We start from the raw sequence: 23,206 nt of genomic DNA on the forward strand, positions 1-23,206 counted from the left end.
GGTATCGCTTCTCTCCATACGCCGTCTCACGAGTGCGCCGCTGCCTGCGAGGGGCGGACGGAGCGGACCTGTGGACCGCGTCGACGTCCGCGCCCGATCGCGCTCGGGCACACCTACGTCATCCATTCTGCGGGATGGCCGTAAGGCGCGCGGCCGAGAACGTTCGCCACGGCGCGCTAGGCACGCTACCTGCTCATGTGCGCTGGGCCTACACCGACGGGAGTTTCGGCGGGGTACGGACCGGCGTTCCCCGGCCGTGACGGCGCCGGTGTCACCCGACTCGATCACCGCCATCCGTGCCGTATCGACGCTACAGCCCCCGCTCTCGGGGCACTATGACGGGGTGGCAGCCGCACGGACGGAGTTCAAGGGCGGGAGCCGGAGGCGTGGCCCCGGCTCCCGGTTCCGTGCGGTCGGCCGTGTCCTGCGCCTGCCGGTGACCGGGACGGCGCGCGGCATCCGCCGGGCGACGCACGCGCACGGCGCGGGCGAGTCCGGCCTCGGCAAGCTGATCGAGCTGCACGGGGTGAACGGCGCCGGCGACGTCATGATCACCGTCGCCCTCGCCTCCACCGTCTTCTTCTCCGTCCCCACCGACGAGGCGCGCGGCCGGGTCGCCCTCTACCTGGCCATCACCATGGCGCCGTTCACGCTCCTCGCGCCGGTGATCGGCCCGCTCCTGGACCGCCTGCCGCACGGCCGCCGCGCGGCGATGGCGGCCGCGATGGGCGCCCGGGCGCTGCTGGCGCTGGTGCTGTCCGGGGCGGTGATCGGCGGCAGCATCGAGCTGTACCCGGCCGCGCTCGGGGTGCTGGTCGCCTCGAAGGCGTACGGCGTGGTCAGAAGCGCGGTGGTGCCCCGGCTGCTGCCGCCGCGGTTCTCCCTGGTGAAGGCGAACTCGCGGGTCACGCTGTGCGGGCTGCTCGCCACCGGCGTCGCCGCGCCGATCGCGGCCGGGCTCCAGCAGGTCGGGCCGCGCTGGCCGCTGTACGGCGCCTTCGTGATCTTCATCGCGGGCACCGTCCTGTCGTTCACGCTGCCGCCGAAGGTGGACTCGGCGCGCGGCGAGGACCGGGCGCTGCTCGCCGCGGACGAGCGGCATCTGCACGGGCCGCACCGCAAGCCGGTCAAGCGGCCCGGGCTGCGCACGGTGGGCCCGGCGGTGACGCACGCGCTGGCCGCCAACGCCGGCATCCGCTGCCTGTCCGGCTTCCTGATCTTCTTCCTGGCCTTCCTCCTGCGTGTGCATCCGCTGTCCGGGCAGAGCGCGGCCGTGTCGCTGGGGATCGTGGGCGTCGCGGCCGGTGCGGGCAACGCGCTGGGCACGGCGGTCGGGGCGTGGCTGCGCTCGCGCGCGCCGGAGATCATCATCGTGACGGTCGTCGCGGTCGTGCTGGGTACGGCGGTCACGGCCGCGGTGTTCTTCAGCACCGTCCTGGTGGCGTGCCTGGCCGCGGTCGCCGGGTTCGCGCAGGCGCTGGCCAAGCTGTCCCTGGACGCGCTGATCCAGCGGGACGTGCCCGAGCAGGTCCGCACGTCGGCGTTCGCGCGCTCCGAGACGCTGCTCCAGGTCTCCTGGGTGTTCGGCGGCGCGGTCGGCATCGTGCTGCCGCTGAACGGCACGCTGGGCCTGTCGGTGGCCGCCGCGATCATCGCCGCCGGGTGGCTGACGACCGTACGGGGTCTGATCGGCTCGGCCCGGCACGGGGGGCCGGCGCGAGCGAGGGTGGCGTGACCACGCCACGCCGTACCCAGGTGGGGAACGGGCCGGAGGCGCCGTATAGCCTTCGCCCATGACCACGTTGCAATCCTCTGTGCGACGCCGCCGCGCCGTCGCCGCCGCAGGCGCCGTATCCGCTGGACTGCTCCTGCTGTCCGCCTGTGACCAGCCGACGCCCATGGCGACGGTCACGGTCGGCAGTGACTCGGTCAGCTCCGAGGCCACCTGTGGCGGCGAGGGCAAGGTCCTGAAGGCCGCCGAGATCCAGAAGTGCCTGCAGATCGACGACGTCGAGTCCATCACGGTCAACCCGGACGACACGGTGCGCTTCGGGGTGGACCCGGAGGTCGCCGACGAGCGCTGGACGATCCTGATGAACGGTCAGCAGCTGACCGACGACACGGACAACACGTACCGGACGGTCCCGGGCAGCGTGTTCTTCAACGCCCAGTACGGCGCCCAGGGCGACTCGACGCTCGTCACCATCAAGGCCGGCGACGGCAAGGACGACAGCGAGGAGGCCACCGGTCTGTGGTCCTTCAAGCTGAAGAAGGACGACTGACCACGTCCTCCATGCGCGTCCTCGTGGCCACCGCGGTCCCCGTCGAACGGGACGCGGTGGCTCGGGCGTTCCCGGAGCAGCAGGGCGCCGAGATGTCCCGCCCCGGGGTGACCCTGCACCGGCTCCCGGGCGGCTTCGACCTGCTGGCCGCCGGTGTCGGCCCCGCCCTCGCCGCCGCCTCCACCGCCGCCGCCCTGACCGCCGCGGCCCTCGGCTCCGCGCCCTACGGCCTGGTCGTCTCGGCCGGCATCGGCGGCGGCTTCGCACCCGAGGCGCCCGTCGGCTCGCTCGTCGTCGCCGACGAGATCACCGCGGCCGACCTGGGCGCCGAGACGGCCGACGGCTTCCTGCCGGTCACCGACCTCGGCTTCGGCACCGTCACCCACCAGCCGCCCGCCGGCCTCGTCCGCGCCGTCGCCGCCGCGACCGGCGCCCGCCCCGGCACCGTCCTGACCGGGTCCACCGTCACCGGCACCGCCGAACGCGCCGCGCTGCTGCGCGCCCGTCACCCGCGCGCGCTGGCCGAGGCCATGGAGGGCTTCGGCGTCGCCGAGGCCGCCGCCGCGCACGGGGTGCCGGTGCTGGAGCTGCGCGCGGTCTCCAATCCGGTCGGCCCGCGCGACCGCGCCGCCTGGCGCGTCGGCGACGCGCTCGCGGCCCTGACGGACGCCTTCGGGAAGCTCGCACCCGTCCTCACGAGTTGGAACCGACATGACCTCTGAGCCCTTGCAGATCGCGTACTCCCCCTGCCCGAACGACACCTTCGTCTTCGACGCCCTGGCGCACGGCCGGGTCCCCGGCGCCCCCGCCCTCGACGTGACGTTCGCGGACATCGACATCACCAACGGCATGGCCGAACGCGGCGAGTTCGACGTACTGAAGGTGTCGTACGCCGTGCTGCCGTACGTCCTCGGCGAGTACGCCCTGCTGCCCTGCGGTGGTGCGCTGGGCCGGGGCTGCGGGCCACTGGTGCTGACCCGGGAGGCGGACGCCGACCTGCGCGGGCGCACGGTCGCGGTGCCGAGCGAGACGTCGACGGCGTACCTGCTGTTCCGGCTGTGGGCGGCGGACACCGTTGGAATCAAGAGGGGCGGGCCCGAAGGGTCCTCGGCTGAGGGTGGTGGTGGGCGACGGGCGGGCGGGTTCGGTGAGATCGTCGTCATGCCGTTCCACGAGATCATGCCGGCCGTGCGGGACGGGAAGGTCGACGCGGGTCTCGTGATCCACGAGGCGCGCTTCACGTACCGGAACTACGGCCTGCACAAGCTCGCCGACATGGGCGAGCACTGGGAGCGGACCACCGGGCTGCCGATCCCGCTCGGCGCGATCATCGCGAAGCGTTCGCTGGGCGAGGAGACGCTGACCCGCCTCGCCGACTCGGTCCGGTCGTCCGTACGCGCGGCCTGGGACGACCCGGAGGTCTCCCGGCCGTACGTCATGGAGCACGCGCAGGAGATGGACCCGGCCGTCGCCGACCAGCACATCGGGCTGTACGTCAACGAGTTCACGGCCGACCTCGGCGAGGACGGCTACGCGGCGGTCCGGGGCCTGCTGACCCGCGCGGCGGCCGAGGGACTGGTACCGGCCCTCGGCCCGGACGCGCTGGCTTTTCCGTAGGACGTGAGACGTAAGGCCTGAAGACGTGCGGCGGGCGGCGTGCGGGGTCAGACGTCCAGCTGGTCGGCGACCGCGCGGAGCAGGCCGGCGATCTTCTTGCCGGCGGTCTTCTCGGGGTAGCGGCCCCGCTCCAGCATCGGGGTGATGTTCTCCAGGAGGGTGGTCAGGTCCTGCACGATGGAGGCCAGCTCGTCCGGCTTCTTGCGCTGTGCGGCCGCGACCGAAGGGGCCGGGTCGAGCAGGGTGAGGGACAGTGCCTGGTCGCCGCGCTGCCCGGCGACGACGCCGAACTCCACGCGCTGGCCCGGCTTCAGCGCCTCGACTCCGGCGGGGAGGACCGAGGAATGGACGAAGACGTCACCGCCGTCGTCGCGGGAGAGAAAGCCGAAGCCCTTCTCACTGTTGAACCACTTGACCTTGCCGGTAGGCACGTCTGTCCTCGTCCTCGTACTCGTCGGAAAACTGCTCGGAAACGGCTCTTGATAGCACTTGGGCGGGTCGTCCGGACCCGCCGGTACCAAGACTATTGGTCTTCAGGCCGGTGACAAGACGTCCCCCGGTTGTTCCCCAGGCCTGGGAACTACCCTGGTCGGGTGCGTGACAAAACCCAAACGAATTCCGCCGCGCCCGGTGACCGACTGATCCGCGCCGGTGCGATCGTCTTCTTCATCGGTACCGTGGCCACTCTGGTCACGGTGGCCCCGCTGTTTCTGGGGACGACGCCCTTTCCCACCTACATGTTCGGATTGAGCATGCTGATGGGAGTGGGCTTCCTGATCGCCGGTGCGGGGGTGTTCCGGTCGATCGCGGCAGGCCGGCGTCAGGCGCGTGCCGCGGCCGCCCCGTCGGCGTCGCCGTCGCGGTAGCCCGCGAGCCATTCCGGGAACGCGGTGAGGTCGGCGAGGACGACGTCGGCGCCGGCCGCGCGCAGTTCCTCGGCGCTGCACGGTCCGCTGGCCACCGCCACCGCGTGGGCGCCGGCGGTGCGTGCGCCGCGGACGTCGCCGAGGTGGTCGCCGACGTACACGTCCGCACCGTGCTCGCGCAGCGCCACGGCCTTCTGCTCGGCCCACAGGTTGCCGATCACGGCGTCCGGCTCGATGCCGAGGTGCGCGAGGTGCAGCTTGGCGTTCGGTTCGTACTTGGCGGTGACGACGATCGCCCGTCCGCCCGCCTCGCGTACGGCGTCGATGGCCTCCCGGGCGCCGGGCAGCGCGGGCGTGGCGGCGACGGCGTACGTCGGGTACATCTCCCGGTACAGCTCGGCGGTGGCGGCGATCGCCTCGGCCGGGAACCAGTGCGCCAGCTCCTCCTCCAGCGGCGGCCCGAGCCGCGTGACGGCCAGGTCGGCGTCGACGTACGTCCCCGTCCGCTCGGTCAGCGCCAGGTAGCAGGCGCGGATGCCGGGGCGTGAGTCGATCAGCGTCATGTCGAGATCGAAACCGACGGTGAGCGCGGGGCGGGTCGTGGAGGCCATGGGGCCCATTGTGCCGGGCGGGCCGGCGGGTCAGCCCCGGGGGCGGCGGGAGCGCCAGAGGAGGTACAGGGCGGTGGCGACGGCGGCGGTGCGCAGGACCCAGGGCCAGGTCTCGGTGACGGCGTCGTTCATGTGACCCTCGGCGATCGGGTCGCCCCAGCGGCCCTCCGTGCGGCCCCACAGCCAGACGACGCCGGCGGCGGCGACCGTGCCGGGCAGGCCCAGTACCGCCCACTTCGACTGGGCCGGGGTGAGCCGGCGGGAGAGGTAGGCGATCAGCCAGCCGATGCCCAGCGGGACGAGGCTGCCGAGCACGGCGCCGGCGACCAGCAGGGCGGCGGCGAGCAGCAGCAGGGGGTTGTTCCAGCCGCCCTCGGGCCACAGACGGGGCAGGCGGCGGCGCGGGGCTCCGTCCGGCTCCCCGGCGACCGGCTCCACGGCCTCCGCCACCACCTCGGCGGCCGCCTTCCCGGCGGTCCCGTCCTTCTTGGCCGCCGGGTCCTTCCCGGCCGTCGGGTCCGCCCCGTCCTTCTCCCGCGGCGGGGGCTTGAGCAGCTCCGGGATCTCCACGCCGCCGACGAACCCCGGCACGCTGTCGCCGCCTCCCCCGAACGGGCCGCTGTCCACCCGCCACCAGTCCGGCTGCGCGACGCCGCCGTCCCCCAGCTCGTGCGCGCTCGCCATGTGCGGCGGGGAGGGAGCGGGCGCGGGCTCGGGCTCGGGTGCGGGCGCGACCGGGCGGGGGCGCGGTACGGCGCGCCGCAGGCCCTTGAGCCGCTCCGCCTTCCGCGGTTCGCGCTCCCGCTGTACGGGGACGGCGGTGGGCGGCGGCACCGACGGCCGCGGGGCACCGCTCGTGCCGCCCGCCGCGTCGACGATGTCGTCCGGGCTGCCGAGCCGGTCCAGGATGCGACGGACGGCGGCGGGACTGTCCACGGTCGTCCTGGCGCGGTGCCGGTCGATCTCGTTGCGCAGCTCGGAGACCAGCCGCATGCGGGTGGCCGACGGCAGCTGCCGTTGCTGGGCCACGTCGCCGACACGGCTCAGGTACTCGTAGACGACCTGGTCGCTCTCGATCCCCACGGAGCCCTCCGGGGCGGTGTGTTGTGGTACGCCGTCGGACGAAGGTACCGAATCCTCCCGGGTGCGGCGGACGCGCACCGCGCGACCGCACGCGCACCCCGCCGTCGCACCCACCCGCTAACGTGGGCCGGATGAGCACCGAGGAGAAGTCCGCGGCCCCCCGGTCCCTCGCGGAGGCGCTCCGCGTCAGGGACGACGTCTCGCTGGCCGCCCTCCTGCGCAGCCGTCCCGACCTCATCACCCCCGTGCCCACGGACCTCACGCAGCTCGCCACCCGGGCGGGCACCCGGGCCTCGGTCGTGCGGGCGCTGGAGCGGCTGGACCGGTTCGCGCTGCAGACGGCGGAGGCGCTGGCCGTGGCGGCGGACCCGGCGCCGTACGACGAGCTGCTCCGGCTCATGGCCGGTGACGAGCGGGACCCCGTCGTCGCGGCGGCCCTGCCCCGGGCCGTCGCCCTCCTGCGCGAACAGGCCCTGGTGTGGGGCGCCGACGACCGGCTGCGGCTGGTGCGCACCGCCCGTGAGCTGCTCGCGCCCTCCCCGCAGCACCCCTCTCCGACGGGACTCGGGCCCTCGGTGCGGGAGGCGACGGCGGGGATGTCGCCGGGCCGGATCCAGGAGATCCTGGCCGCCGTCGGACTGCCCTCGACCCACGACTCCGTCTCCGCCGTGACCGCGCTCGGTGAGCTGTTCACCGACCGGGAGCGGATGGCGGGGCTCCTCGCCGACCTGCCCGAGGAGTCCCGCGAGGTGCTGGACCGGCTGGTGTGGGGACCGCCGTACGGCCAGGTCACCCACGACCCTGCGGCGCACCTGCGCCAACTGCTGGACAGCGGCCTGCTGCTGCCGACCGCGCCCGGCACGGTCGTCCTGCCCCGCGAGGTCGCCCTGCACCTGCGCGCGGGCCGGGCGCACCGCACGCCCGAGCCGGTGCCGCCGCCGGTGGAGGCCGCCGCCACGCACCGTCCACAGGTTGTGGACGCCACCGCGGCCGGGCAGGCGCTGGCGGCGCTGGCGACCGTCGAGGAGCTGCTGAAGGAGTGGGACGAGGGCGGTCCCGCGGTGCTGCGGGCCGGCGGGCTGAGCGTGCGCGACCTGAAGCGGACGGCCGTCGCGCTGGACGTGCCCGAGCCGGTGGCCGCGTTCTGGGTCGAGCTGGCCTACGCGGCCGGGCTGATCGCCTCCGACGGCGAGGCCGACGAGCGGTACGCGGCGACCCCGGCGTACGACGAGTGGCGGGAGCTGCCCACGGCGGAGCGCTGGGCGCGGCTCGCCGGGACGTGGCTGACGGCCACCCGCACGCCGGGTGTGGTCGGCGGGCGGGACGCGAAGGACCGTACGCTCTCGGCGCTGGGCCCGAACCTGGACCGTTCGGCGGCGCCGGAGGTACGGCACCGGGTGCTGGCCCTGCTGGCGGGGCTGCCCGAGGGCGCCTCGCCCACCGAGGAGTCGGTGCTGGCCCGGCTGCGCTGGGAGCGTCCGCTGCGCGGGCCCAGGCGGGACGGGCGGGACGGTCAGGACGACGACCTGCGCACCCGGCTGGCCCGCTGGACGCTGTCCGAGGCCGAGCTGCTGGGCGTCACCGGGCGCGGCGCGCTGGCGGCGCCGGGGCGGGCGCTGATCGGCGCGCCGGAGCCGTCGCACCCGGCACCGGAACCCGCGGGCCCGGGCGACAAGCTCCCCGTCCACCACCGCACGCCGCCCGCCCTCGCTCCCCCGAGCCCCGCCGAGCAGGCCGCCGCCACCGCGCGGGCCGCCCGGCTGCTCGCGCCGCTGTTCCCCGAACCGCTGGACCACGTGCTGCTCCAGGCCGACCTGACGGCGGTGGCGCCAGGGCCGCTGGAGCGTGAGCTGGCCGACGTGCTCGGAGTGCTCGCGGACGTGGAGTCCAAGGGCGGGGCGACCGTCTACCGGTTCACGCCGGGCTCGGTGCGCCGCGCGCTGGACGCCGGGCAGGCCGCCGCCGACCTGCACGCCTTCCTCGCCCGGCACTCCCGCACGCCGGTGCCGCAGCCGCTCACCTACCTGATCGACGACGTGGCCCGGCGGCACGGGCGGCTGCGGGTGGGCGCGGCCTCGGCGTACGTGCGCTGCGACGACGACGCGACGCTGGACGAGATCCTCGCCGACAAGCGGGCCGCGGGCCTCGGCCTGCGCCGCCTCGCGCCGACCGTGCTGGCCGCGCAGGCCGACCCGGCGGCGCTGCTGGAGGGGCTGCGCGGGATGGGGTTCGCGCCGGCCGCCGAGTCCGCCGGGGGCGATGTGCTGATCGCCCGGGCCGACGCCCACCGCACGCCGCCGCGGGCGGCGCCGGAGCCGGTCCCGGACGGTCCGCCGGTTCCCGACGACACGCTCCTGACGGCGGCGGTCCGCGCCGTCCGGGCCGGCGACCTGGCCGCCACGACCCCGCGCAAGCCGGGCCCCGGGGGCGACGCGGGCGGCGCCCCGGCGGCGGGGGGCGAGCTGCCCCGCACCGGCGCCGCCGAGACCCTCGCCACCATGCAGGCGGCCGTCATGACCGGCGAGGCGCTGTGGATCGGCTACGTGAACGCCGAGGGTTCCGCCAGCCAGCGCGTCATCGCCCCGATCCGGGTCGAGGGCGGCTTCGTGACGGCGTACGACCACACGGCGGACGAGGTGCGCACGTATCCGCTGCACCGGATCACCGGCGTGGCCGAACTCGCCGACGAGGCGACCTGACGGGCCCCTCTTTCGGGGGTACGGGCCGGATCATGCACGCCACGCCGGGTGATTAGCACCTGAGAGGGAGCTTTTTTCATAATCCGCATCGATTTTTCGGCGGTCGGGCAGCCACCGGGTGTCCTGCACACCGAACCGAAAGGAACCACCCGATGCGTGCCGTTCGTCGAGTCGCCACTGTCCTGACCTCCACCGCCGCGCTGATCGCGGCGTTCGCCGCCGAGGCCGCCGCGGTCGGTATCGACCTCGGTGGGGGCGTGACCCTCTGACCACTCTCTGACCACCCTCTGAACGCGACGTTCCCTGACGGCGGGCCGGGTCCCAGTCCCCTGGGCCCGGCCCGCCTTCCCCGGCCCCCGCCTCCCGAAAGGCACGCCATGCGCTCCAAGCTCCCCGATCCGGACGGCGCCGCCCGCTCCGCCGTCGCCGTCTCCGTCGCCGCCCTGATCACCGCCGCGGCGCTCTTCGGCGCGCTCGCCCCCGAGGCCACCGCGCTGCCGCTGCCCCTGCCGGCCACCGGCGTGGAGTCCCTGGTCACGGAGGGGGTCACCATCGAGGGACCGCTGATCAACAACCTCACTGTCCGGTAGCCCGGCGCCGCGATCAGGCACACTGGACGTTTGGCCGATCCGTCCAGTCGCTGTCGGCCGTACGCACGCGAAAGGGTGCCGCCCGTGAATGGTCCGCTGATCGTCCAGTCCGACAAGACCCTGCTCCTCGAAGTCGACCACGAGCGGGCCGGCGACTGCCGCCGGGCCATCGCGCCGTTCGCCGAGCTGGAGCGGGCCCCGGAGCACATCCACACCTACCGGTTGACCCCGCTGGGCCTGTGGAACGCGCGGGCGGCGGGCCACGACGCCGAGCAGGTCGTGGACGCGCTCGTCGAGTACAGCCGCTACCCGGTGCCGCACGCGCTGCTCGTCGACATCGCCGAGACGATGGACCGCTACGGCCGCCTCACCCTCTCCAAGCACCCGGCGCACGGGCTGGTCCTGATGACCACCGACCGGCCGGTGCTGGAGGAGGTCCTGAAGTCGAAGCGGATCGCGCCGCTGGTCGGCAACCGCATCGACCCCGACACGGTGGCCGTGCACCCCTCCGAGCGCGGGCAGATCAAGCAGACGCTGCTGAAGCTGGGCTGGCCCGCCGAGGACCTCGCCGGGTACGTCGACGGCGAGGCGCACGCCATCGAGCTGGCCGAGGACGGGTGGGCGCTGCGCCCGTACCAGAAGCAGGCGGTGGAGAACTTCTGGCACGGCGGCAGCGGCGTCGTCGTGCTCCCCTGCGGCGCCGGCAAGACGCTGGTCGGGGCGGGCGCGATGGCGCAGGCCAAGTCGACGACGCTGATCCTGGTCACCAACACCGTCTCCGCCCGGCAGTGGAAGCACGAGCTGGTGAAGCGCACGAGCCTGACCGAGGACGAGATCGGCGAGTACAGCGGGACGAAGAAGGAGATCCGGCCCGTCACCATCGCCACCTACCAGGTGCTGACGACGAAGCGGAAGGGCGTCTACCCGCACCTGGAGCTGTTCGACTCCCGGGACTGGGGGCTGGTCGTCTACGACGAGGTGCACCTGCTGCCCGCGCCGGTCTTCAAGTTCACCGCCGATCTCCAGGCGCGGCGGCGGCTCGGCCTGACCGCGACGCTCGTCCGGGAGGACGGCCGCGAGTCGGACGTGTTCTCCCTCATCGGCCCGAAGCGTTTCGACGCGCCGTGGAAGGAGATCGAGGCGCAGGGCTACATCGCGCCCGCCGACTGCGTGGAGGTCCGGGTCAACCTCACCGACTCCGAGCGGCTCGCGTACGCCACCGCCGAGACGGAGGAGAAGTACCGCTTCTGCGCGACGACCGCGACCAAGCGGAAGGTGACCGAGGCGATCGTGCGGCGCTTCGCCGGTCAGCAGATCCTCGTCATCGGCCAGTACATCGACCAGCTCGACGAACTCGGCGAGCACCTGGGCGCGCCGGTCATCAAGGGCGAGACGTCCAACGCCCAGCGGGAGAAGCTCTTCGAGTCCTTCCGCCAGGGCGAGATCAGCGTCCTGGTCGTCTCCAAGGTCGCGAACTTCTCCATCGACCTGCCGGAGGCGACCGTCGCCATCCAGGTGTCGGGCACGTTCGGGTCCCGGCAGGAGGAGGCGCAGCGCCTCGGCCGGGTGCTGCGCCCGAAGGCCGACGGCCACCAGGCGCACTTCTACTCGGTCGTCGCCCGCGACACGCTCGACCAGGACTTCGCCGCCCACCGCCAGCGCTTCCTGGCGGAGCAGGGCTACGCGTACCGGATCATGGACGCGGACGAGGTGCTCGGCGAGGAGGTCTGACGCGGGTCAGCGACGGCGGACGCCGGCCTCCTCGCCGTACTCACCGAGCACGACCACGTCGAAGGCGGCGCCCGCGAACACCCTGACGACACGCAGGGCGTCACCGAGCCGGTGCCGGTGGCTGCCGGCCACGGGCGTGGCACCGGACGCGCGGCCCGGTGCCGGGGCTGGGGAGATGGTTGCTGCGCTCATGTCTCCATGGTGCGACCGCGGGCCCCGGACCGGCATCGGTCCAAGGACCGAACCCCCTCCCCCGCTCCGTACACCTCCGGGTGGAGCCGTCCCCTCAGCCCGGAGGGCGCCGACCCCTAGGGGTCGGGAAAATCGTTGGCCCGCGCCGCGCCCGCTCCCCTAGAATCTCCGCTCTTGCCCGCCTCCCCACGGAGTGCCGCCGTCCGGACGGAAACCGGTCGGCCCACCGCGCGCAGCCCGCGCCCACCGCACCGCACCGCAGGTCACCCGGAGGCACTCCCTTGTCCACGCCCGTGCACGACGACCCCCTGTCCGATCCCCTGGCCAAAGAGCGCTCCCACCTGGCCGACTCCCGTTCCGCACTGCGCGCCATGCGGGAGGACGTCGAGTCCCTCGACATCACCGACGTCACCGCGAACTGGGTCAACGCCGCCGTCCTGGAGAGCCAGATCGAGCAGCGCATCAAGGCGCTGGCCGACCTCAGCGAGACCCCGCTGTTCTTCGGCCGGCTCGACTACCTGCACGCTCCGGGCGCCGAGCAGGCGGAGGGCGGGGAGGGCGAGCGCTTCTACGTCGGGCGGCGGCACGTGCACGACGCGGACGGCGACCCGATGGTGATCGACTGGCGGGCACCGGTCTCGCAGCCGTTCTACCGCGCGTCGAAGAAGGACCCGCTGGACATCTCGCTGCGCCGCCGGTTCGGCTACACCGGCGGGGACCTCACTGCCTACGAGGACGAGCACCTGTCCGACCCGGCCGAGGCGGCGGTCACCAGCAAGCTGCTCCAGCAGGAGATCGAGCGGCCCCGCGTCGGTCCGATGCGCGACATCGTGGCGACCATCCAGCCGGAGCAGGACGAGATCGTGCGCGCCGGGCTGTCGGGTTCGGTCTGCGTGCAGGGCGGCCCCGGTACCGGCAAGACGGCTGTCGGCCTGCACCGGGTCGCCTACCTCCTCTACGCCCACCGCGAGCGCCTCGCCCGCACCGGCACCCTGGTCATCGGGCCGAACAAGTCCTTCCTGCACTACATCGAGCAGGTCCTCCCGGCCCTCGGTGAGCTGACGGTCCGCCAGGCCACCGTCGACGACCTGGTGGCGCACGTCGAGGTGCGCGGCGCGGACGAGACGACGGCGGCGGTGATCAAGGGCGACGCGCGCATGGCGGAGGTCCTGCGCAGGGCCCTCTACTCGCACGTCACCATGCCCACCGAGGGCGTCGTCGTGGTGCGCGGCTCACGCCGCTGGCGGGTGGCCGCGTACGAGGTGGAGGAGATCGTCCGGGAGCTGCTCGCCCGCGACATCCGCTACGGCGCCGCCCGCGAGGCCCTCCCCCAGCGCATCGCGCACGCCGTGCTGGTGCGGATGGAGCGGGCCGGTGAGGCGCCGGACGACCGGGTGCAGAACGCGGTCGCGCGCAACGCCGCCGTGAAGGCGCTGGTGAAGACCGTCTGGCCGCAGGTCGAGCCCGCGAAGCTCGTCCTGCGCCTGCTCTCCGACGCGGACTTCCTCGCCGAGCACGCCGAGGGCGTCCTCACCGAGGACGAGCGGAAGGCGGTGCTGTGGGTGAAGCCGGCCCGCTCGGTGAAGTCGGCCAGGTGGTCAGCCGCCGACGCCGTGCTGATCGACGAGGCCACGGATCTCATCGAGCGCACCCACTCCCTCGGGCACGTGGTCCTCGACGAGGCGCAGGACCTCTCCCCGATGCAGTACCGCGCGGTGGGCCGGCGCTGCACCACCGGCTCGGCGACCGTGCTCGGCGACCTGGCGCAGGGCACCACGCCGTGGGCGACCCGCAGCTGGCCCGAGGCACTGGCCCACCTGGGCAAGGGCGAGGCCGTGGTCGAGGAGCTGACGGCCGGTTTCCGCGTGCCGACGGACGTCATCGCGTACGCGTCCCGCCTGCTGCCGGACATCGCGCCGGGCCTGACGCCGGTGGCGTCGATCCGTGAGAACCCGGGCTTCTTCGACGTCCGTACGACCGCGGACGGGACGGCGGACGTGGTGTCCGCGTGCCGCGAGCTGCTGGAGCGCGAGGGCTCGGTCGGCCTGATCGCCGCCGACGCGCGGGTGCCGGAGCTGGCGGAGGCCCTCGGGACGGCGGGGATCGGCTTCATCGGGCCGGGCGAGGAGACGACCCACGCCACCCGCCTGACCCTGGTCCCGGCCTCGCTGGCCAAGGGCCTGGAGTACGACTACGTGGTCCTGGACGAACCGCGGGCCGTGGTCGACGGCGAACCGGACGAGCGGACGGGACTGCGACGGCTGTACGTGGCGCTGACCCGCGCGGTGTCGGGGTTGATCGTGACGCACGGGGCGGGGTTGCCGCCGCAGCTGACGGATTAGCGCAGCTCGCGCAGCCTGCGGGCAGTCGCGCCGCGCAGCCTGCGGGCAGTCGTGCTCGCGTAGCTGCGGGCAGTCGTGCCTCCCCCAGTGCCCGAACGGCCTGGGAGGTACCCCCAGGGATGGCACGGGTGGGCGGTGGGGGCACCTCCCGCGCGAGCGCAGCCGAGCGCGGGGGAGGCACCCCGCACCGCCGGGCCGCGCGACCCACCCCCGCGAGTGGCGACGCGGGTTGTCGCGCAAGCAACGCTCAGTGCCCCAGCACTCGCCGCCACTCCCCCACCGCCGCCGCCGACACCGGCCCGTCCCACCCGGAGGGCCTCGCCGCGCCGCCGATGTGGAAGCCGTCGATTCCGGCGTCCAGCAGCCCGGGTACGTGGTCCAGCCGCAGGCCGCCGCCGACCAGGAGCTGCTGCTCGTACCCGGGTTCCCCCCGGCGCCGCGCCTCGGCGAGCAGTACGGTCAGGCCGTCGTCCACCCCGCCGGCCGCCCCGGCCGTCAGGTAGGTGTCCAGGCCAGGGAAGTCCGCGAGCTGCTTGCGCAGGGCGTCCCGGTTCGAGGCGCGGTCGATCGCGCGGTGGAACGTCCACCGGCACCCGTCCAGCACGCCCGCGACCCGCTCCACCGCGCCCAGGTCCACGTCGCCGTCCGCGTCGAGGAACCCGAGCACGAACTGCGTGGCCCCGGCCTCCCGCATCTCCGCGGCGACCCGCGCCAGCCGCTCGACGTCCCCGGCGGCGAACCCGTCCGCGAGCCGCAGCATCACCCGAACGTCGATGTCGACGGCGGCGCGGATCGCGGCGACGGTCGCGGCCGACGGGGTGAGTCCGTCGGCCGCCATGTCGGTGACCAGTTCGAGGCGATCCGCGCCTCCGGCCTGGGCGGCGACCGCGTCCTCGACGTCGAGGGCGATCACCTCCAGGACTGCACGCTTGCTCATGGGACCCCATTCGTCGGCCTGCTACAGGTCTAGTCCAATCCAAGACTACGCCCAGACAGCCGGCCAGGGCTCCCACTCATCCCCGCTCAGCCGCCGAAGAGGTTCAGCTCTCCCGCCTCCACCCCGGCCAGCTCGTACCCGGCCGCGTCGGCCACGGGCCGCCCCGCGTACAGCCGTACGAGGGTGGCGGCGTCCCCGATGAACCGTCCCGGCGGCCGCTCACCACTCACCTCGCCCAGCTTCAGCGGCTCGTCCACGTCGTCGAGGTCGGCGTGCAGCGGCACGTGACCGCGGTCGCGGGTGAGCGTGCCGAGCAGCGCGAGCGCGTCCGGCAGCCCACGCCCCGCGTAGGCCCCCGGCTCACCGAGGGCCACCCGCACATCACCCGCGTGCACCCACTCGCCCAGCGCGATCGCGTCCAGGGCACCGCCCGCGCGGCCGATCACCGGACCGGCCTCGGTCATGCCGCGCTCCAGTTCGTCGAGGACCCGGGCGTTCGTCCAGTCGGCGCGTTCGGCGATGTCGCGGTCGTTGGAGGCGGGCGAGAAGACACCGTCCTCGAAGCGGTTCTCCACCACCCGGATCAGCGCGCTGGAGCAGTGCGCCAGCACGTCCCGCACGGTCCAGCCCGGACACGCGGCCACCGGCAGCGCGAAGTCCCCGTCGGCCCGGGACCGCAGCAGCGGCACCAGTTCGTCCCGCTCGATGGCCAGCAGCCGCCCGGGCACCTCGGGGTCGCGTACGTCTTGCACGTCTGCAGGAGTCGTCATGGGCTCCACGGTAGGGCCCGGCCCGGCTCCCGGTCAGCGTTCGAGCAGGTCGTCCAGTTCGGCGGCGTAGAGCAGCGCGGGGTCGAAGTCCATGCCGGTGAAGTGGCCCGCGAGTTCCAGGGACAGGACGCCGTGCAGCCGGGTCCAGACGGTCAGGGCGCGGTGGACGGCGGCGGGCGGTGCGGGATGGCCGTCCGCCCACTGCCGGTGGCCCTCGATGTGCGTGTCGAACGGGGTCGCGGGGCGGTCCGAGGGCAGCGCGGCGCAGGCGTCGAGGATGACCGCCATGGTCTCGGAGGCGATCTCGGTGACGTCGTCGGGCGCGTGGTAGCCCGGGACGGGGGTGCCGAAGACGAGGAAGTAGCGCTGGGGGTCGTCGAGGGCCCATGCGCGCAGGGCGTGCGCCGGCCCGGCCAGGCCGGCACCGGCACCAGCGGACGCCCGGAGGGTGTCGGCGAGGCTCCGGTAGGCGTCCCTGACGAGTTCGGTGATCAGCTCGTCGCGGCCGGCGAAGTACCGGTAGAGGGCGGGCCCGCTCATGCCCATCCGCTTGGCGATCGCGTTGAGCGAGAGCGCGGACGCGCCCGCCGTGGCGATCTGCTCCCACGCGTGTTCCTTGATCTCGGCGCGCACCTGTGTGCGGTAGCGCTCGCGCGGGGTCTTCGTGCGCGTGTCCGTCATGGTCCGCAACCTCTCGGTGCCCTCTTCGCGCCTGCGCCACTACAGCTTCCAGATTCAGTGAGAAGCTATCACCCAAGCGAGGGACACACCCGCTGGAACAATGAGCCCATGGCCGACCTCGACGCCCTGCGCTCCCGTTTCGCCCGCACCCTGGACCGAGCCGCCGCGCCCGGTTCCGGCCGTCCCGACCCGGCGCCGTACGCCGACGATCTGCTCGCCCGCTGGCAGGAGCCCCAGCGGCGGTACCACACGCTCGCGCACCTGGCGGCGGTCCTGGACCACATCGACGTACTGGAGGAGTACGCCGACGACCCGGACGTGGTGCGCCTCGCCGCCTGGTTCCACGACGCCGTCTACCTTCCCGAGCGCTCCGAGAACGAGGAGCGCTCGGCCCGCCTCGCCGAGCGCGCCCTGCCCGAGGCCGGGGTTCCGTCGGAGAAGACCGCCGAGGTGGCCCGGCTGGTCCGCCTCACCGTCACCCACGCCCCGGCCGGCGACGACCGGGACGGGCAGGTGCTGTGCGACGCGGACCTGGCGATTCTCGCCTCGCCGCCGTCGGCGTACGCCGCGTACACGGCGGCCGTACGACACGAGTACCACTTCGTCCCGGACGACGCCTTCCGCGAGGGCCGGGCCGCCGTCCTCCGCCAACTGCTCGACCTTCCCCGGTTGTTCCACACCCCGCACGGGCGGCGCGAGTGGGAGGCGACCGCCCGCTACAACCTCACCGGTGAGCTGGAAATGCTGTCGCTCGGGGACAGCCCGGCACCGTAGCCTGCCCGGCATGCGGAGCATGGGTGGGGAACAGGTGGAAGAGGCCGTCGCGAGCGCCGTCGCGCTGCTGCGGACGGCGACGGACCGGGACTGGGCGGCGGTTCCGGCCGGGCGGCTGGAGTGGAGCTGCCGGTACACGGCGGAGCACATCGCGGGCGACCTCATCGCCTACGCGGGCCAGCTCGCCGGACGCGCCACCGAGGCCTACGTCCCCTTCGAGATCACCCTCGACGACGGTACGGACAACGACGGCGTCCTGCACGTCGTCGAGACGACCGGCGCGCTGCTCGCCGCCACCGTCCGCACCACCCCGCGCGAGGTCCGCGCCTTCCACCCGTACCCCTTCCGCAGCGCGAACCGCGAGGGCTTCGCCGCCATGGGGATCACCGAGGTCCTCGCGCACACGCACGACATCGCCGAGGGCCTCGGGCTGACCTACGAGCCGCCCGCCGAACTGTGCGCGGACGTCCTCGCCCGGATCTTCCCGCACGTCCAGCCCGGCGCCGACCCGTGGCGCACCCTGCTGTGGGCCACCGGCCGCGGCGAGCTGCCCGGACGCGCCCCGGTCACCGAGTGGCGCTGGCGCAACAACCTGGTGATCGAGGCCGAGCGCCTCACCCTCCAGGGCGTCACGCCCGCCGCCGCCACCGACCTGGCCGCGGGCGGCGACGGCGGCTTCGCGTGGGTCGAGAGCGGCCCTTTCCAGGGCACGCGGGACGCCGCCGGAATGCTGCTGAAGGCGTACGAGGCGGGTGTGCACCGGCCGGAATGGGGCGTGTTCGCACTCGTGCGCCGGGAGGACGGGATCGCGGTCGGCGGCATGGGCTTCCACGGGGCGCCGGACGAGGACGGCCGGGTGGAGATCGGCTACGACCTCGCCGAGGCCGCCCGCGGCCATGGCTACGCCACCGAGGGCCTGCGCGCGCTGTCCGCGTGGGCGCTGGCCCGCGAGGAGGTGACGTCGGTGTTCGCGACGACCGAGCACGCCAACCTCGCCTCCCAGGCCGTGATCGTCCGCGCCGGTTTCACCCGGGTCGCCGGGGACGAGGAGCAACTCGCCTACGAGCTGCGGGGCCCGCGCGGCTGAGCGGAGCCCTTGCGCCGGCGCAGTCCCGCCCCGTGCAACAGCCGCACCACCTCGCGGCTGCTGACCTCCAGCGCACCGGCGGACACGGCGTCGGCGTACCGCTGGGCGGGGATGTCGTAGTGGTCGCGTTCGAAGGCGCGGCGCGGCACACCCAGCGTCGCGGCGAACGCGTGCAGCTCGGCGTAGGAGGCGTCGCTGACGAGGTGCGACCACATACGGCCGTGGCCCGGCCAGGTCGGCGGGTCGATGTAGACGGTCACCGGGTCGTCCTCGTCACGTCTGCGGACCGCCGATGGCCGTGCCCAGCGAGCCGACCGCCGCGACCTTGACGCCCGCCTTGCCGCACACCCAGTGCGGGTCGGGGCCGAGTTCGGGCTCGACGTCCAGCGCGTGCGGGTCGCCGGAGCCGCACACCGGGCACAGCGGCCAGCGGCCGTACCGCTCCAGCAGGGCGTCCTGCACGTCCTGCGCGACCAGCCCGGCCACGAACTCCACGCCCTCCGGCCACTGCTCGACCCACCAGCGCCGCTGTACGACGGACTCCTCGACCAGCGACACGACGTCCGGCTCGGCGACCTGGCCGGCCACCAGGTCGGCGAGCACGAGGGCGCGCGCGGCGTGCAGCGCCTGCTCCAGGGGGCTGATGGGGTCCATGCACCCATTGTGCGCACTCTTGACCCACGGACCGAAACGAAAATATCTTTCATGAGTGACCGATGAAGTGAAGGAAACTTTCGGCAGCGCGGGCGGCGGCAGCGGTACGACCGGTGCGCCCGGTGCGACGGGTGGCCGCCGCGGTGCCGGAAGCGGCGGCGCGCCGCCCGCGCCCGCCGCCCTCGCGGCCAAGGTGCGCACGCTGGCGCCGTCGATGACCCGCTCCATGCAGCGGGTCGCCGAGGCCGTCGCGGGCGACCCCGCCGGCTGCGCGGCCCTCACGGTCACCGGCCTCGCCGAGCTGACCGGCACCAGCGAGGCCACCGTCGTGCGCACCGCCCGGCTGCTCGGCTACCCCGGCTACCGCGACCTGCGCCTCGCGCTCGCCGGACTCGCCGCCCAGCAGCAGTCCGGCCGCGCGCCCGCCATCACGACCGACATCGCGGTCGACGACCCGATCGCCGACGTCGTCGCCAAACTCGCCTACGACGAGCAGCAGACCCTCGCCGACACCGCCGCCGCCCTGGACACCGTCCAGTTGGGCGCGGCCGTCACCGCGCTGGCCGCCGCCCGCCGCACCGACGTGTACGGCATCGGCGCGTCCGGGTTGGTCGCCCAGGACCTCACCCAGAAGCTGCTGCGCATAGGGCTGATAGCCCACGCGCCCGGCGATCCGCACCTCGCCGTCACCAACGCGGTGCAGTTGCGGGCCGGGGACGTCGCCATCGCGATCACGCACTCCGGTTCGACCGGGGACGTGATCGAGCCGCTGCGGGCCGCCTTCGAACGCGGCGCGACGACCGTCGCCGTCACCGGCCGGCCCGACAGCCCCGTCACGCAGTACGCCGACCACGTGCTGACCACGTCCACGTCGCGGGAGAGCGAGCTGCGGCCGGCGGCGATGTCGTCGCGGACCAGTCAGCTGCTGGTGGTGGACTGTCTGTTCGTGGGGGTGGCGCAGCGGACGTATGAATCGGCGGCGCCGGCGCTCGCCGCGTCGTACGAGGCGTTGGCGCATCGGCATGGGTCGCGCGGGAGACCGTAGACCCCCGCACCTCTGGGCAAGCACAGGCACCGAAGTTGAAAAGAGCGGCTTCTCATGACCTCAACCCCCCACCACCCCGACCTCCGGTCCCAGTTGGAGACGTTGACCACCGAGGCGTTCCGGCCCGAGCTGGCCGAGATCGACCGGATGCCCACCCTCGACATCGCGCGCGTCATGAACGGCGAGGACACCGCCGTGCCCGCCGCCGTCGCCGAACGGCTGCCCGAGATCGCCGCCGCCGTCGACGCCATCGCAGCCCGCATGGCGCGCGGCGGCCGCCTGGTCTACGCGGGCGCCGGCACGGCGGGCCGCCTCGGCGTGCTGGACGCCTCCGAATGCCCGCCCACCTTCAACACCGCCCCCGGGCAGGTCGTCGGCCTCATCGCGGGCGGCCCGGACGCCATGGTCACCTCCGTCGAGGGCGCCGAGGACTCGGCCGAGCTGGCCCGCGCCGACCTGGACGCCCTCGCCCTCACCCCCGACGACGCGGTGGTCGGCGTCTCCGCCTCCGGCCGCACCCCGTACGCCATCGGCGCCGTCGAGCACGCCCGCGCGCGGGGGGCCCTGACCGTCGGGCTGGCGTGCAACAGCGGCAGCGCCCTGGCCGCCGCCGCCGAGCACGGCATCGAGGTCGTCACCGGGCCCGAGCTGATCACCGGCTCCACCCGCCTGAAGGCCGGCACGGCGCAGAAGCTGGTCCTGAACATGCTGTCGACGATCACGATGATCCGCCTCGGCAAGACGTACGGGAACCTGATGGTGGACGTCCGCGCCTCCAACGAGAAGCTGCGCGCCCGCTCGCGCCGCATCGTCGCGCTCGCCACCGGTGCCGCCGACGACGAGATCGAGGGTGCCCTGACCGCCACCGACGGCGAGGTCAAGCACGCGATCCTGACCCTGCTGGCCGATGTGGACGGCCCGACGGCCGCCCGCCTTCTGGAGGACTCCGGCGGCCACCTGCGCGCCGCGCTGGCGGCGGCGAAGGGCTGACCGCACGCTCGGGGGGTGCACAAGGACACCCCCCACTCCACGGCCGCCGCGCTGCTCCCCCTGGTCGGCGGCGCCGCGAACGTCGTCTCCGTCGCCCACTGCATGACCCGTCTGCGCCTGGGCCTGGCCGACCGCTCCCGGGTGGCGGACGCGGCGCTGCGCGCGCTGCCCGGCGTGCTCGGGGTGGTGGAGGACGGCGAGTCGTACCAGGTCGTGCTGGGACCGGGGGTGGTCGGCCGGGTGACGGAGGCGTTCGAGGCGCTGCTGGCGGCCAGCGGGGGCGGCCCGGCGGATGCTCCCGCCGGCACGGTGGACGGCGGGGGCGGCGCGGCGGATGCTCCGGTCGGCACAGCGGACGGCGGGGGCGGCGCGGCGGATGCTCCGGTCGGCACAGCGGACGGCGGGGGCGGCCCGGCGGATGCTCCGGTCGGCACAGCGGACGGCGGGGGCGGCCCGGCGGATGCTCCGGTCGGCACAACGGACGGCGGGGGCGGCCCGGCGGATGCTCCGGTCGGCACAGCGGACACCCCCGTCGGCACGGCGGACGTGCTCGCCCTGCGCGGCGCCGAACTGAAGGCGCGGCAGAAGCAGCGCAACGCGACCCCGCTCAAGACGGCCCTGCGCCGCGTCGCGAACATCTTCGTCCCGCTCATCCCCGCCCTGATCGGCTGCGGAATCGTCGCGGGCATCGCCGGTCTGCTCACGAACCTGGGGTGGCTCCCCGGCATCACGCCCGCCCTGGCCGCCCTCTCCTCCGCCTTCATGGCGCTGATCGCGGTGTTCGTCGGCCACAACACGGCGAAGGAGTTCGGCGGCACGCCCGTGCTGGGCGGCGCGGTCGCCGCCGTCGTCGTCTACCCGGGCGTGGCGAAGGTGACCGCGTTCGGCGCGGCGCTCGCCCCCGGCCAGGGCGGCGTCCTGGGCGCACTGGCCGCCGCGCTGCTCGGCACGTACGTCGAGAAGTGGTGCCGCGCCCGCCTCCCCGGCACCCTGGACGTCCTGCTCACCCCGACCCTGACCGTCCTGGTCTCCGGCCTGGTCACCCTCTACGTCCTCATGTACGCGGCCGGCGAGGTCGCCACCGCCATCGGCACGGCGGCCGACTGGCTCCTGACGACGACGGGCGCCCTGGCCGGCCTGATCCTCGGCGGCCTCTTCCTCCCCCTGGTGATGCTGGGCCTCCACCAGGCCCTCATCCCCATCCACACCACCCTCATCGAGCAGCAGGGCCACACCGTCCTGCTCCCCATCCTGGCCATGGCGGGCGCCGGCCAGGTCGGCGCGGCGGCGGCGGTCTACGTCCGTCTGCGCCACGACACCACCCTCCGTACGACGATCAGATCGGCGCTCCCGGCCGGCCTGCTCGGCGTCGGCGAACCCTTGATCTACGGCGTCTCCCTCCCCCTCGGCCGCCCCTTCCTCACCGCCTGCGTGGGCGGGGCGGCGGGCGGCGCCTTCGTCGGCCTGTTCGCGATGCTCGGCACGGACACGGGAGCGACGGCGATCGGCCCGTCGGGCTGGGCACTGTTCCCGCTCCTCGCGGGCGGCGGAGGCTGGGCGGTGACGGCGGGGGTGTACGGCGGCGGGCTGCTCACCGGGTACGCGGTCGGCTTCGCGGCGACGTACTTCTTCGGTCTGGGCGACGGCACCGCCCGCACCGTGTGCGACTCTGGGGAACATGAACCACGCCCAGCTGACCGCCCTGGGCCGCGCCCTGCGTCTCCTCGGTGAGCACGGCGAGGCCCTGACCGCCGACACGCCGGACGCCAAGCTGCACGAGGTCCGCGCGGACCTCAAGCGCGCGATGGACCAGCTGGAGGAGAGCGTCTCGACGACGGCCCCCAGCACCCGCTGCCCGGAACACCCGAACGGCCCGGTCGACAAGGCCGCCCCCGACCTGTGCCTCCTGTGCGAGACCCGCCGCCGCACCGCCCGCCGCGCCGAGTACAACGGCGGTCCGCTCCCCGCCCGGCACACCGAGCCGGTCCAGTCCCGGTACGGGATGCGGGGCGAGCGGCCGCAGCCCCAGCAGCGCTGGCTGCCCGAGCTGTGGAACGGCCAGGCGTGGCAGCTCTGCGGCACCCCGCGCCGCGACCGCCGCGAGGCCGAGCTGTACATCGCGGCCCAACTGCGCGCGCCTCGCGCCGCCATGGCGTACCGGCTCGTCCACGAGTTCACGGACTACGAGGTGCTGCGGGTGTGGGGCACGCCGGTCCGGGTGGACATCGAGCCGATGGGCGGCATCTGAGGCGTCC

General features: G+C 74.2%; 24 protein-coding genes. 15 read left to right on the top strand and 9 right to left on the bottom strand.

The features are described from left to right. Window positions 1–343 precede the first annotated feature (343 nt). Genes ACFW48_RS08520 through ACFW48_RS08535 form a run of 4 tightly spaced genes read left to right on the top strand, consistent with a single transcriptional unit; the run spans window position 344 to window position 3,899 of the window. The gene (locus tag ACFW48_RS08520) at window positions 344–1,735 is read left to right on the top strand and encodes an MFS transporter (protein WP_386311656.1); all 1,392 of its coding nucleotides are present in this window, start codon (window positions 344–346) and stop codon (window positions 1,733–1,735) included. A 58-nt stretch (window positions 1,736–1,793) separates the two neighbouring features. Further along, on the top strand, window positions 1,794–2,282 hold the full coding sequence (locus ACFW48_RS08525; RefSeq protein WP_386311659.1) for a DUF2771 domain-containing protein: 489 nt from the start codon (window positions 1,794–1,796) through the stop codon (window positions 2,280–2,282). Window positions 2,283–2,293: 11 nt separating this feature from the next. Beyond that, window positions 2,294–3,004 carry a futalosine hydrolase gene (locus ACFW48_RS08530; RefSeq protein ID WP_386311662.1) on the top strand — a complete coding sequence of 237 codons (711 nt, stop codon included), beginning with the start codon at window positions 2,294–2,296 and terminating at the stop codon, window positions 3,002–3,004. Next, window positions 2,994–3,899 carry a 1,4-dihydroxy-6-naphthoate synthase gene (locus tag ACFW48_RS08535; RefSeq protein WP_386311664.1) on the top strand — a complete coding sequence of 302 codons (906 nt, stop codon included), beginning with the start codon at window positions 2,994–2,996 and terminating at the stop codon, window positions 3,897–3,899. The genes ACFW48_RS08530 and ACFW48_RS08535 overlap by 11 nt, the downstream gene beginning before the upstream one ends. A 47-nt stretch (window positions 3,900–3,946) precedes the next feature. Here the strand turns inward: ACFW48_RS08535 and ACFW48_RS08540 are convergent, their stop codons facing one another. Further along, window positions 3,947–4,330, bottom strand: a complete 384-nt coding sequence (locus ACFW48_RS08540) for a cold-shock protein (RefSeq protein ID WP_053132946.1) — start codon at window positions 4,328–4,330, stop codon at window positions 3,947–3,949. A gap of 162 nt (window positions 4,331–4,492) precedes the next feature. Here ACFW48_RS08540 and ACFW48_RS08545 point away from each other — a divergent pair, with 162 nt between their 5' ends. Further along, on the top strand, window positions 4,493–4,765 hold the full coding sequence (locus ACFW48_RS08545; RefSeq protein WP_386311666.1) for a hypothetical protein: 273 nt from the start codon (window positions 4,493–4,495) through the stop codon (window positions 4,763–4,765). Here ACFW48_RS08545 and ACFW48_RS08550 read toward each other — a convergent pair. Together ACFW48_RS08550 and ACFW48_RS08555 are read right to left on the bottom strand one after the other, a co-directional pair. Then, window positions 4,720–5,376, bottom strand: a complete 657-nt coding sequence (locus tag ACFW48_RS08550; RefSeq protein ID WP_386311668.1) for an HAD family hydrolase — start codon at window positions 5,374–5,376, stop codon at window positions 4,720–4,722. The genes ACFW48_RS08545 and ACFW48_RS08550 overlap by 46 nt on opposite strands. Before the next feature lie 30 nt (window positions 5,377–5,406). After that, on the bottom strand, window positions 5,407–6,459 hold the full coding sequence (locus tag ACFW48_RS08555; protein ID WP_386311670.1) for a hypothetical protein: 1,053 nt from the start codon (window positions 6,457–6,459) through the stop codon (window positions 5,407–5,409). A gap of 131 nt (window positions 6,460–6,590) precedes the next feature. Here ACFW48_RS08555 and ACFW48_RS08560 point away from each other — a divergent pair, with 131 nt between their 5' ends. The 3 genes from ACFW48_RS08560 to ACFW48_RS08570 all read left to right on the top strand — a co-directional run bounded on the left by ACFW48_RS08560 (window position 6,591) and on the right by ACFW48_RS08570 (window position 11,479). Beyond that, entirely contained in the window at window positions 6,591–9,158 is a 2,568-nt protein-coding gene (locus ACFW48_RS08560; RefSeq protein ID WP_386311672.1) for a helicase-associated domain-containing protein, read from the top strand. A gap of 377 nt (window positions 9,159–9,535) precedes the next feature. Further along, the gene (locus tag ACFW48_RS08565; protein ID WP_386311674.1) at window positions 9,536–9,748 is read left to right on the top strand and encodes a hypothetical protein; all 213 of its coding nucleotides are present in this window, start codon (window positions 9,536–9,538) and stop codon (window positions 9,746–9,748) included. Window positions 9,749–9,832: 84 nt separating this feature from the next. Then, window positions 9,833–11,479 carry a DNA repair helicase XPB gene (locus tag ACFW48_RS08570; protein ID WP_386311676.1) on the top strand — a complete coding sequence of 549 codons (1,647 nt, stop codon included), beginning with the start codon at window positions 9,833–9,835 and terminating at the stop codon, window positions 11,477–11,479. A 6-nt stretch (window positions 11,480–11,485) separates the two neighbouring features. Here the strand turns inward: ACFW48_RS08570 and ACFW48_RS08575 are convergent, their stop codons facing one another. After that, on the bottom strand, window positions 11,486–11,671 hold the full coding sequence (locus ACFW48_RS08575; protein WP_375917620.1) for a hypothetical protein: 186 nt from the start codon (window positions 11,669–11,671) through the stop codon (window positions 11,486–11,488). A gap of 281 nt (window positions 11,672–11,952) precedes the next feature. Between ACFW48_RS08575 and ACFW48_RS08580 the strand changes: the two genes are divergently transcribed. Then, entirely contained in the window at window positions 11,953–14,013 is a 2,061-nt protein-coding gene (locus ACFW48_RS08580) for a HelD family protein (RefSeq protein ID WP_386311680.1), read from the top strand. Window positions 14,014–14,260: 247 nt separating this feature from the next. On the opposite strand, the gene ACFW48_RS08585 is transcribed toward ACFW48_RS08580, so the two are convergent. The 3 genes from ACFW48_RS08585 to ACFW48_RS08595 form a co-directional block, all read right to left on the bottom strand. Then, window positions 14,261–14,950 (bottom strand): copper homeostasis protein CutC, encoded by a 690-nt coding sequence (locus ACFW48_RS08585; protein WP_386311683.1) that lies wholly within the window; start codon window positions 14,948–14,950, stop codon window positions 14,261–14,263. Window positions 14,951–15,036: 86 nt separating this feature from the next. Continuing rightward, complete coding sequence (locus ACFW48_RS08590) at window positions 15,037–15,720, bottom strand: maleylpyruvate isomerase family mycothiol-dependent enzyme (protein WP_386311686.1); 684 nt, start codon at window positions 15,718–15,720, stop codon at window positions 15,037–15,039. Window positions 15,721–15,753: 33 nt separating this feature from the next. Next, the gene (locus tag ACFW48_RS08595) at window positions 15,754–16,401 is read right to left on the bottom strand and encodes a TetR/AcrR family transcriptional regulator (protein WP_386311688.1); all 648 of its coding nucleotides are present in this window, start codon (window positions 16,399–16,401) and stop codon (window positions 15,754–15,756) included. A gap of 108 nt (window positions 16,402–16,509) precedes the next feature. On the opposite strand from ACFW48_RS08595, the gene ACFW48_RS08600 reads away from it, so the two are divergent. After that, complete coding sequence (locus tag ACFW48_RS08600) at window positions 16,510–17,175, top strand: hypothetical protein (protein WP_386311691.1); 666 nt, start codon at window positions 16,510–16,512, stop codon at window positions 17,173–17,175. A gap of 10 nt (window positions 17,176–17,185) precedes the next feature. Further along, window positions 17,186–18,262, top strand: a complete 1,077-nt coding sequence (locus ACFW48_RS08605; RefSeq protein WP_386311694.1) for a GNAT family N-acetyltransferase — start codon at window positions 17,186–17,188, stop codon at window positions 18,260–18,262. On the opposite strand, the gene ACFW48_RS08610 is transcribed toward ACFW48_RS08605, so the two are convergent. Together ACFW48_RS08610 and ACFW48_RS08615 are read right to left on the bottom strand one after the other, a co-directional pair. Next, complete coding sequence (locus ACFW48_RS08610) at window positions 18,235–18,522, bottom strand: DUF4031 domain-containing protein (RefSeq protein ID WP_386311696.1); 288 nt, start codon at window positions 18,520–18,522, stop codon at window positions 18,235–18,237. The two genes, ACFW48_RS08605 and ACFW48_RS08610, sit on opposite strands and share 28 nt — an antisense overlap. Window positions 18,523–18,535: 13 nt before the next feature. Next, on the bottom strand, window positions 18,536–18,916 hold the full coding sequence (locus ACFW48_RS08615) for a hypothetical protein (protein ID WP_386311699.1): 381 nt from the start codon (window positions 18,914–18,916) through the stop codon (window positions 18,536–18,538). A gap of 55 nt (window positions 18,917–18,971) precedes the next feature. Between ACFW48_RS08615 and ACFW48_RS08620 the strand changes: the two genes are divergently transcribed. Genes ACFW48_RS08620 through ACFW48_RS08635 form a run of 4 tightly spaced genes read left to right on the top strand, consistent with a single transcriptional unit; the run spans window position 18,972 to window position 23,199 of the window. Further along, a complete protein-coding gene (locus ACFW48_RS08620; RefSeq protein ID WP_386311702.1) occupies window positions 18,972–19,961 on the top strand; it encodes a MurR/RpiR family transcriptional regulator in 990 nt (329 codons plus the stop codon). Window positions 19,962–20,015: 54 nt separating this feature from the next. Next, a complete protein-coding gene (gene murQ / locus ACFW48_RS08625) occupies window positions 20,016–20,951 on the top strand; it encodes an N-acetylmuramic acid 6-phosphate etherase (protein ID WP_386311704.1) in 936 nt (311 codons plus the stop codon). A 15-nt stretch (window positions 20,952–20,966) separates the two neighbouring features. Continuing rightward, complete coding sequence (locus ACFW48_RS08630) at window positions 20,967–22,682, top strand: PTS transporter subunit EIIC (protein WP_386311707.1); 1,716 nt, start codon at window positions 20,967–20,969, stop codon at window positions 22,680–22,682. Further along, complete coding sequence (locus ACFW48_RS08635; RefSeq protein ID WP_386311710.1) at window positions 22,630–23,199, top strand: hypothetical protein; 570 nt, start codon at window positions 22,630–22,632, stop codon at window positions 23,197–23,199. The genes ACFW48_RS08630 and ACFW48_RS08635 overlap by 53 nt, the downstream gene beginning before the upstream one ends. The last annotated feature ends 7 nt before the right edge of the window (window positions 23,200–23,206 follow it).

Origin of the sequence: Streptomyces sp. NPDC058812 (assembly GCF_042744565.1) — a bacterium.
Classification (GTDB): domain Bacteria; phylum Actinomycetota; class Actinomycetes; order Streptomycetales; family Streptomycetaceae; genus Streptomyces; species Streptomyces thinghirensis.